This is a genomic window from Ralstonia sp. AU12-08, assembly GCF_000442475.1.
Lineage (GTDB): Bacteria > Pseudomonadota > Gammaproteobacteria > Burkholderiales > Burkholderiaceae > Ralstonia > Ralstonia insidiosa.
Genome location: NZ_ASZV01000032.1, coordinates 96656 through 106171, shown reverse-complemented (window position 1 = coordinate 106171; position 9516 = coordinate 96656). Strand labels below are relative to the sequence as shown.

Below are 9516 nucleotides of genomic sequence, written 5' to 3'. Positions count from 1 at the left end.
AAGGGCCTAACGTCAAAAGAAAAAGGCCAACCCATCGCGGGGTTGGCCTTTGTCGTTTTGCTGGCGCACAGAGGGTTTGGCTTTTGCCTTTGACTTTCCTGCCCTTTGCGGCGCCTTGAATTTTTGTAAGCGGGCGGAAAAAGGAAGGAGGCTGTCTGAGCGAAGCGAGTTTGCCTCCTTCCCCGCCCGGTTACGGAAATTCAAGGAGGTTGTCGCCGCATCGGGCGCGCCTTTCTTTGCTTACTTTCTTTGGCAAGACAAAGAAAGTGAGTCGGTCCCGGCAGGGAACGAAAGGGAGGTGGACCACCCAGTCCAATCGTTGGCTGAGAACGCAACCAGAGGATCAGGCGCGCACGAACAGCCAAACCGTCAGGACGACGCCGACGACAACAACAAAGCCGCGCAGCACCTTCTCCGGCAGCCGGTGCAACAGCCACGCCCCAGCAAACCCGCCCGCGATGCCGCCGATGCCCAGGGCCAGCACTGCCGCCCAGTTCACCTGCGGCGAGAACGCAAACACGGCCACGGCTGACGCATTCATCGTCATGGCGAGTACGTTCTTGGTGGCCGCGGCCATGCGCACCTGCTGCCCTGCCACGGTCAGCGCCGCCAGCATCAAAAACCCAATCCCGCCACCGAAGTAGCCGCCGTAGATGGCAATCGCAAACTGGATCGTCGCCAACGTTGTGCTCGACAGGCTGGAGGCGGCATGCAGCGGCTTGCGCCGGAAGCTGCCCCACGCAAACACGCTGGTGGCAAACAGCACGAGATACGGCACCAGCTTGGCGAAGAACGACGGCGGTGTCGCCAGCAGCAACAGCGCGCCAAGCACGCCGCCGATCAGGCTGATGACGATCAACTGCTTGAGCGAGAGGTGATGCGCGCCAGCATCCACGCCGCCGGCCAGTTTGCGCCCGGCCACCGACGTGGTGATCTGGCTGGGGAACAGCGCGATCGTCGAGGTCATGTTGGCGGCCAGCGGGTTGAGCCCCGCCAGCAGCAACGCCGGAAACGTGATGAACGATCCACCGCCGGCAATGGCATTTTGCGCACCGGCATAGACGCCGGCCGCTGCAACGAGCAGGGCGGTGGAGAGCGAAAGCGTGGACATGAGCGGGGAGGAGGGCGATCGACTTGTCCGCGCATGGTAATGGAACGCCTGCGCGCGCGCTTGCTACCGATTGGGGGTGTTGCTTCCCCGCCGGCGCAGTTGCCATTCAATGACCTCGAACACGCCCTGCACGAGCAGCGCCAGGACGGCAGCCGGGATGGCGCCTGCGAGCAACGTTGCGCTGTCGTTGAGCGCCAGCCCGGTGGCAATGCGTTCGCCATAGCCGCCTGCGCCGATGAATGCGGCAATGGTTGCCGTGCCTACGCTGATGACGGCAGCCGTCTTGATGCCCGCCAGGATGACGGGCAGCGCCAGCGGCAAATCGACCACGCGCGTGCGCTGCGCGGGTGTGAAACCAAGCGCCAGTGCCGCATCGCGCAGGCCATCGGGCACCTGCTCCAGACCGACGATGGTGTTGCGCACGATGGGCAGCAGCGCATACAGCGCCAGCGCGATGAGCGCCGGCACCACGCCGATCGACCCCACTATGGGGATCAGCATGGCCAGCAGCGCCAGCGACGGAATCGTCTGCAGCACGCCCACCACCGCGAGGATCGGCTGCTTGATCCGCCGTCGTGCGGCAGCCAGACCCAGTGGCACACCAAGCAGTACTGCAACGCCTGTTGAGATGCCGACCAGCATGAGATGCCGTTGCGTCAGTCGCCCCAGGCCGTCGGTCAGTTGTGCGAAGAACGCGCGGGCTGGCGTGGCGGCGGGCGTAGTGCGCTGCCCGGCGAGGAACTGGCGCGCGACCTGCGCGAACGATTGGCTTTCCAGCTCGACGGCGGCGTTCATCGCCACCATGTCATCGCGTTGGATGCGGCCGGTGAGTGCGGTGATGGCCTGCCATTGCGCGGCGTGTTTCTGCGCGACGTCGCTGCGGTAGAGCAGCACCGCGTCGTAGCGCGGGAAGACGTGCGCGGTGTCATCGAGCACACGCAGATGCTCGCGGCGGATCTTGGCATCGGTGGAGTAGATGTCGATCACGTCGACCTGCCTGGCACGCAGCGCGTCGTAGGCAACGCCATGGTCGAGTCCGGTTGGACGTTGCGGCAGCGCATAGCGTGCAGCAATGGCCGGCCAGCCGTCGGCGCGGCCGAGAAATTCGTGCGACAGGCCGAGGCGCAGCGCCGGGTGCGTCGCCAGATCGGCAAGGGTGCGGATGTGCTCGCGTTCGGCGTCGGCCTCCTGCATGGCGAGCGCGTAAGTGTCTTCAAAGCCGAGCGGCACGCCCGCAGCCAGGCCCATGGGGCCAAGTGCACGGTTCACGTCGGCCAGTAGCGCGGCCTGATCTGGGTTGGCCGCTTGTGCCTGCGGCAGGTGAAGGATTTCAGCGGCGATGGTGCCGAGGTAGTCGGGGTAGGCGTCAATGCTGCCGTTCTGAAGCGCCGCGAAGACGATGGCGGTATTGCCCAGGCCCGGTACGTGTTCGGCTGGGCCACTTTGGGCGGCGGTCTGCGTGAGGATTTCGCCCAGCACGTACGACTCGGTGAAGCGCTTGGAGCCGATGCGCAGCGGTGCGTCTGCTGCCATCGCGGCGGGCGCGCTGCACGTCAGCCAGCCCAGCATGAGCCATACGAGGCAACGCCGGAGGAGGGGGCTACAGATCAGTCGCCGTGTATCCAAAGTTCGTTGAGGTCGGTCAGGCCCCAGTCGGTGGGTTCCTCTCTTGAAACGATCTGGTCGCCGGTGTGCGCCAGGTCGATGAGCTCGGGCGCAATCCGCGTGCCCGACGATATGGAGAAGAATACCTTGACCGTGGGCGTGAGCAACGCGCCCGGCGTGTGTTGCATGACCACGGCCAGCCGCCCCGAGCGCAACCGCACGAGCGAGCCCACCGGATAGATGCCCACGCTCTTGACGAAGGCGTTGAACACCATCGGGTCGAAATGGTTGCCGCGCCATTCGACCATGCGCTGGATCGCGTAGGCGGCTTCCCACGCTTTTTTGTAGGGGCGGTCGGAGGTGACCGCGTCATACACATCGCAGATGGCGCCCATGCGCGCAAACAACGAGATGCCTTCGCCGGCCAGCTTGTGCGGATAGCCGGTGCCGTCCATGCGCTCGTGGTGGTGCAGGCAGACGTCGAGCGCGATGTCGCGCATGCCGGTGTCGCCCACCAGGATGTCGTGCCCGGCCTGCGGGTGAACGATCACCGTACGGAATTCATCGGCGGTGAGCGCGCCCGGTTTGTTCAGCACCTCGGGCGGAATAGCGACCTTCCCGATGTCGTGCAGCAGACCGGCCAGGCCCGCGTCGCGGACTTCGTCATCGGACAGGCCGAGCTGGCGGCCGAGCGACACCATCAGCGCACACACGGCCACGGAGTGCAGGAAGGTGTAGCGGTCTTTCGTCTTCAGGCGCGCGAGGCTGATCAGTGCGCTCGGGTGGCGGTCGACCGAGCCGGAGATCGCCTCGACCAGCGGCAGCGCGTCACGCGCCTCGATGGTGCGGCCCATGCGCGCGTCGGAAAACATCGCCTTGACGGCAACTTCTGCCTTGCTGATCAGGCGCCCGGCACGGCGCATTTCTTCGGCGTGCGTAATCGGGCGCGGCGTGATGCCGGTGTCAGGCTGTGCTGACGGCGGGCTCGGGGGTGCGGGTGGCGCAGCGTTGGCTGCAGCCACGTCGGTGCCGCGTGCGGTATCGATCCAGACTTCTCGGATGCCGCTGGCACGCAGGCGTTGCAACTGGGTGGAATCTTCAACGCGAAAGCGGGCCCGCCAGAACGGGTGGTCCAGCCACGAGCCGACAAATTCCTCCAGATACATTCCCACCCGCAGGTGTTCGATGGCGATGCGCTTGCGCATGTTGGTGTTTAGACAATCGGATGCCTTGGCAGGGCACGTCCAATGCAGCGGGCGCAAGGGGGCGCTGCTGTGCCAATGGTTGCCATTCATCATATCGGACGCAGCGGGCGCGGCTTGAGGGGGGAAAGCCCGGTCATACCGGGTGCGACCGCGTGAGGCGAGGCCGTGCCATGTATGCGCCACGTAGTAAAGATGGCACCACACGCATGCTGCCGCCAGGGAAGACGAAGCAAAAAAAAAGGCGGCCGGAGATGGCCGCCTCAGTAAACCGGCACCGGCGCCGCTTGGGCGCCCGGCATCGGGGAGGGAGATGAATCAGGGGTGATGCAGATGTGCTTACAGGCCGTCGGTGAACGGGTCGCGCTTGCCGGCCAGTGCGCCATCGGTGTACGGGTCTGCCTTGCGCAGTGCGCCATCGGTGTAAGGATCGGCCTTGCGCAGCGCGCCGTCGGTGTACGGGTCAGCCTTGCGAGCGCCATCGGTGTACGGGTCGCCCTTGGTGACGGCCTGACCATTGGTGTACGGGTCTTTGCCCTGCACGCCGGCAGCGAAGGCGGGCACAGCAGCAATAGCGATCAGCGAGGCGATAAGCAGGTTCTTGGTCTTCATGATGGACTCCACAACAGGGGGGGTGAGCATTGCTGCAGGGCAGATTCGCTGCAGTGCAGTAACGCGATGGCATAAGCTTAGTCGTTGCTTGGGCGGTAAAAAAGCAGTTCTCTTAAACTCTTTGTTCAAAAAACACGAACAATTGTGACCCCTCAAGCACCGCAACCTGCACATAAGTCATTGATATGACACATGAATATGCGATGCGGGATAACCCTTACAGCGAACATCTGACGGTGCCGACCAGTAAAAAATTCCGGCCCGGGGTGCGACAGATTGTTGCGTTGCATTACAGACCTGGGGATTCCCCCTCCCTCCAGTAGGGCGGTCTGCCACTAAACATTCCACGCGAACGGTCGTTGAAGCAGATGCGGGCGACGCTTTCCGCCCCTGCTGCAAGGAAGACCATCATGACCATCACCACTGCGTCCATCGCCCGATTCGAGATCGACGGCGTCGCTTATCAGGCGAGGCTGTTTGCCATGCCGTTCTACGTGCCGGAAAACGGCCGCGTGCGTGCGCATGCGGTCGGGCGTCCGGAGATGCCGTTCGGTGGTGTGCATGTGCTTGCCCGATGGTTGGAGGCGCGCGTGCTGCCCGAAGGCGTGGGCTTGGTGATGGCCGATCGCCTGTTCTCGCATGGCGCGGTGGAGCAATGGTCGGGTGCCGATGGCGCGCGCGCGGCCAAGGTGTTGTCGCAGGTGGCGCTGGGCAGCAAGAACAGCCATCGCCTGTGGCGCAATACCGTGGCAGGCGGTTTTCGCGACGAGACGGCGTTCTTCCTGGGCGCTGCCTTCGTGCAGACCGATGCCGCCGTCGACGACGTCCGCCTGCTGGGCGATCTGATTCCGGCTGCCGAATGGTCGGGTGTGGCCGATGCCGCGTCCACCATGATGGGCCTGCACCTGTATCGCCCTGAGGAACCCGAAACGCTGGTCGATTGCGCGCTGCTGGCGCCGTCCTGGACGGAAGCCGCAGTGGAGCGTGCCGACGGCTATCGCGCGCTCACCCTGCTGCATTCCTTTACCGAAGACGACGAGGACATCCACGTCGACATCGAGTTGCTGCCGCCGGGCCAGGTCGTGCTGCAGGTGGAGTCGTGCTCGACGCGTTTTTCGGCGCGCTTCGACCCTGCGCTGCTGGGCCGCGACATGACCGATGCGCTGCTGCGCGATGCGCTCGCCCTGCAACACGGCCTCCCCGCCAACCTGCACTGACCCGACGCTGAACCCGCCGGCAAGCTTGCGCTTGCCTTGCGCATCCGCCGTACCCGCTGCACAGCGCCACCGCTTGGGCGCATCATCGCGGCTTCTTTCCTCACGCGCCGCCGCCCACCTGGGCCTGCGGCGTGTTCGCATGCCTGCCTTTGCCGTCATTCTCTCCACGTTGGCGCTCGATGCCATGGGCGTCGGGCTCATCATGCCCATCCTGCCGAGCTTGCTGCGTGAGCTCGATCACAGCGGTGACATCGCCTTCGAGTTCGGGTTACTGATCGCCGCCTATGCGCCCATGCAGTTCCTGTTTGCGCCGATCCTGGGGGCACTGGCGGATCGGTTCGGGCGCCGGCCGGTGCTGCTGATGTCGTTGGCCGGCGCGGCCATCGACTACCTGGTGATGGCGCTGTCGCCGCATGCATGGGTGCTGTACCTGGGGCGTGTGGTGGCGGGCATCACCGGCGCCAACTATGCCGTGGGCACGGCCTATATCGCCGACATCACAGCGCCCGCCGACCGTGCACGCCGCTATGGGCTGATGAACGCGTGCTTTGGTCTGGGCTTCATCGCCGGGCCGGCGCTGGGTGGCCTGCTGGGAGATTGGTGGCTGCGCGCGCCGTTTCTGCTGGCGGCGGTGCTCAACGGTGTCAATTTCCTGATCGCGTGTGTGGCGTTGCCGGAATCACGCCGTACCGAGCGCGCGCCGTTTGCCTGGCGCACGCTGCTGCCAGTGCAGTCATTGCGGCGCATGGCGCGCGTGCCGACGCTGCTGCCTTTCCTGATCGTGCTGGCCATCATCGAGATCGTCGGGCAGATTCCGCAGACGCTGTGGGTGATCCACGGTGAAGCGCGCTTCGGCTGGGACACGCGTGCGGCCGGCATGTCATTGGCGGCCTACGGATTGATGCATGCGCTGTCGCAGGCGTTCCTGACCGGGCCGATTGCGCGTGCCGTGGGTGAGCGCCGCGCCGTGGTGTTGAGCGTGATGATGGACATGGCCGGCTTTGCAGCCATGGCGTGGATCAGCGCCGGCTGGATGGTCTATCCGACCATGGTGCTGCTGTGCATGGCCGAGATCGGCATGCCCGCCATGCAGGCGATGTTGTCGCGCCAGGTGAGCGAACATGAGCAGGGCGAACTGCAGGGCGCGTTGGCCAGCATGGCCAGCGTCGCTGCCATGGTCGGACCGCTGGCGGCCACTGCGGTGTATGCGGCCACTGCGCAGTTCTGGTCCGGCACGGTCTGGCTGATGGGCGCCGTGCTCAACGGCGTGTGCCTCATCGTGCTGATGCAGCGTGCGGCCCGGCGCGCTGTTGAGGCATAGCGCGCCAGGGTCAGCAGGGGCTTACTTGGCAGGCACGTTCCACGGATACGTCAGCCACGCATCAAAGCGCTTGGCAAATTCACCGCTTTCCATCGTCTGCCGCAGCCACTGGTCGACGAAGTTCTTGAACACCACGTCGCGCGGCAGCAGGTAGGCCTTCTCCGAGAAATCGAACGGCGCCTCCGGGTGCACGGCGCACAGCTCCGGGTGCAGCTTCTGCTGCAGCTTGGTTTCCACCGCGTCGGTCATCATCAGGTCCGCACGGCCGGCGACGATCTCGTTGAAGATCGTCACGTTGTCCGGATACACGCGGATCTGCGCCTGCTTCAGATTCGCGCGTGCGAACTTCTCGTTGGTGCCGCCCGGGTTGACGATGGCGCGCACGTTCGGCTGGTCGATCTGCGCCAGCGTCTGGAACTTGGCCTGGTTCTCGCAGCGCGTGATTGGCGTCTTGCCGTCGCGCTGATACGGGATCGAGTAGAACGCCTTCTTCTGACGGTCCAGCGTCACCGACACGCCGCTCATGGCGATGTCGTAGCGGTCGGCGGCAAAGTCCTGCATCAGCGTCGACCACGTGGTCGGCACCACTTCCAGCTTCACGCCGAGCGCGCGGGCCAGTTGCTCGCCCATCTCCACGTCCAGGCCGATGAAGCGGCCGTCGGCGGGGGTCTTGTAGCTGAAGGGTTTGTAGTCACCCGTGGTGCCGACGCGCAGCGTGCCGCGGGCGATGATCTCGTCGAGGCGGTTGGTGGTCTGCGTGGTCTGGGCCAGGGCAGGCACGGCCAAGGCGGCGCACAGCACGAATGCGCTGGTGCGGATGAAGCGGTTAAGCATGAGTGTCCCCATCGGAAAGAGAAGCAAAAAGGCGCGGCTGCCGTAGCGCCGCGCCCGAATTGGTCTGGCATCCACCGCCAGCCGGTTATTGTCCGGCCGAAGGTCCTGCCGTCTTGTTCCACTGCAGCGCATTGAGCACCGCCAGCGACATCGCCGTCACCCCCGTCTTGATGGACGGCTCTGGCACCGGCGCAAACAGCGGCGAGTGGTTGGTCGGCAGCGGCTTCGCGCCCGGCTTGAGCGAGGCGAAGAACGTCTGCGGATCGTTCACGCCGATGAAGAAGAACATCGACGGGATGCCCGCGTCAACAAACGCCGAGAAATCTTCGCTGGCAGTGATGGGCGGCACGCGCAGCACGCGGTCGTTGCCAAAGGCGGTCTTGAACATCGCCTCCGTGCGCGCCACGACGGTCGGGTCGTTGTTGACCGCCTTGCCACCCTCGGTGATCTTGATCTCAGCGTCCGGCGCGCCTGACATCTCCGTCACCGCCTTGGCCGTGCGGCGGATGCCATCGAGCATCTTCTGACGGACCGCCGGCTTGTACGAGCGGATCGTCCCACGCAACAACACGCTGTCGGGGATGATGTTCTCTGCGCTGCCACCCTGGATGGCGCCAATGCTCACCACGCCGAACTCTTGCGGGTCTTTCTCGCGGCTGATCACGCTTTGCAGATCGACCACGAAGCGCGCGGCCATCATCACCGGGTCGATGGTCTTGTCGGGTGCGGAGCCGTGGCCGCCACGGCCCTTGAAGGTGATTTCCAGCCCATCGGAGTTGGACGTGATCGGCCCGCTGTTGAAGACGATCGAACCATACGGCCCCGGGCCCGTGTGCAGCGCAAACGCATAGTCGGGTTTGGGGAAGCGCTTGAAGAAGCCATCGTCGATCATGCTCTGCGCGCCGGACACGGTTTCTTCGGCCGGCTGCGCTACGAATACCAGCGTGCCGTGCCAGCGGTCCTTGAGCGACACCAGCGTCTTGGCCGTGCCCACCCACGACGCCATGTGCACGTCGTGTCCGCAGCTATGCGCCACGCCCACGTCTTCGCCGCGCCATTTGGTGTGCACGTGGCTGGCATAGGGCAGGCCGGTCTTCTCTTCCATCGGCAGCGCGTCGAGCTCGGTGCGCACCAGGATCGTTGGCCCTGGGCCGTTGCGATACACGGCCACCACGCCGGTCTTGCCCACGTGCTCCGTCACGTCAAAGCCAATCTTGCGCATCGTCTCGGCTAGTTTGGCGGCGGTGCGTGTTTCCTCAAACGCCAGTTCCGGATGCGCGTGGATGTCTTTGTAGAGCGCATCGAGCTGGCCATATTCAGCATTGACCGCCGCATCCACCGCGGGCTTGATCTGCGCCACATCGATCCCGCCTGCAGCAACCGACGCCTGTGCCGGCGCGGACGAACTGCCGCCGGGGCTGAATGGAATCTGCGCGAAGGCGGGCAGTACGGTCCCGGCCATCAACCAGGCGAGGGCTGTCCGTTTCAGGCGCTTCTGGCGGTGGGTCATGGGCATCTTCTTGTTGGCTCGTGTCGTTGTGGGCAAAGTCGTTGCTTCGTCAATCGATTCGATTATGCAGGGGGAGGCCGTTATGCACACCCGGGGTATCCCCA

General features: G+C 64.9%; 8 protein-coding genes. 2 read left to right on the top strand and 6 right to left on the bottom strand.

What is annotated here, in order from left to right; translation table 11 throughout:
• Nucleotides 1–343: 343 nt before the first annotated feature.
• The 4 genes from C404_RS47370 to C404_RS47355 form a co-directional block, all read right to left on the bottom strand.
• Nucleotides 344–1111, bottom strand: coding sequence for a TSUP family transporter (locus tag C404_RS47370; protein ID WP_021195813.1), 768 nt, complete (start codon nt 1109–1111; stop codon nt 344–346).
• A 63-nt stretch (nt 1112–1174) separates the two neighbouring features.
• A complete protein-coding gene (locus C404_RS47365) occupies nt 1175–2737 on the bottom strand; it encodes an ABC transporter permease/substrate-binding protein (RefSeq protein ID WP_031329650.1) in 1563 nt (520 codons plus the stop codon).
• A complete protein-coding gene (locus C404_RS47360) occupies nt 2719–3921 on the bottom strand; it encodes an HD-GYP domain-containing protein (protein WP_031329649.1) in 1203 nt (400 codons plus the stop codon). The genes C404_RS47365 and C404_RS47360 overlap by 19 nt, the downstream gene beginning before the upstream one ends.
• Nucleotides 3922–4257: 336 nt before the next feature.
• Nucleotides 4258–4530, bottom strand: coding sequence for a hypothetical protein (locus C404_RS47355; RefSeq protein WP_021195810.1), 273 nt, complete (start codon nt 4528–4530; stop codon nt 4258–4260).
• A 410-nt stretch (nt 4531–4940) separates the two neighbouring features.
• Here C404_RS47355 and C404_RS47350 point away from each other — a divergent pair, with 410 nt between their 5' ends.
• A complete protein-coding gene (locus tag C404_RS47350; RefSeq protein ID WP_021195809.1) occupies nt 4941–5747 on the top strand; it encodes a hypothetical protein in 807 nt (268 codons plus the stop codon).
• A gap of 139 nt (nt 5748–5886) precedes the next feature.
• The gene (gene tet, locus C404_RS47345) at nt 5887–7068 is read left to right on the top strand and encodes a Tet(A)/Tet(B)/Tet(C) family tetracycline efflux MFS transporter (protein ID WP_021195808.1); all 1182 of its coding nucleotides are present in this window, start codon (nt 5887–5889) and stop codon (nt 7066–7068) included.
• A 21-nt stretch (nt 7069–7089) separates the two neighbouring features.
• Here tet and C404_RS47340 read toward each other — a convergent pair whose 3' ends face one another.
• Both C404_RS47340 and C404_RS47335 read right to left on the bottom strand, forming a co-directional pair.
• On the bottom strand, nt 7090–7902 hold the full coding sequence (locus tag C404_RS47340) for a transporter substrate-binding domain-containing protein (protein ID WP_021195807.1): 813 nt from the start codon (nt 7900–7902) through the stop codon (nt 7090–7092).
• 85 nt (nt 7903–7987) lie between these two features.
• Complete coding sequence (locus C404_RS47335) at nt 7988–9412, bottom strand: M20 family metallopeptidase (protein ID WP_031329648.1); 1425 nt, start codon at nt 9410–9412, stop codon at nt 7988–7990.
• Nucleotides 9413–9516 lie beyond the last annotated feature (104 nt).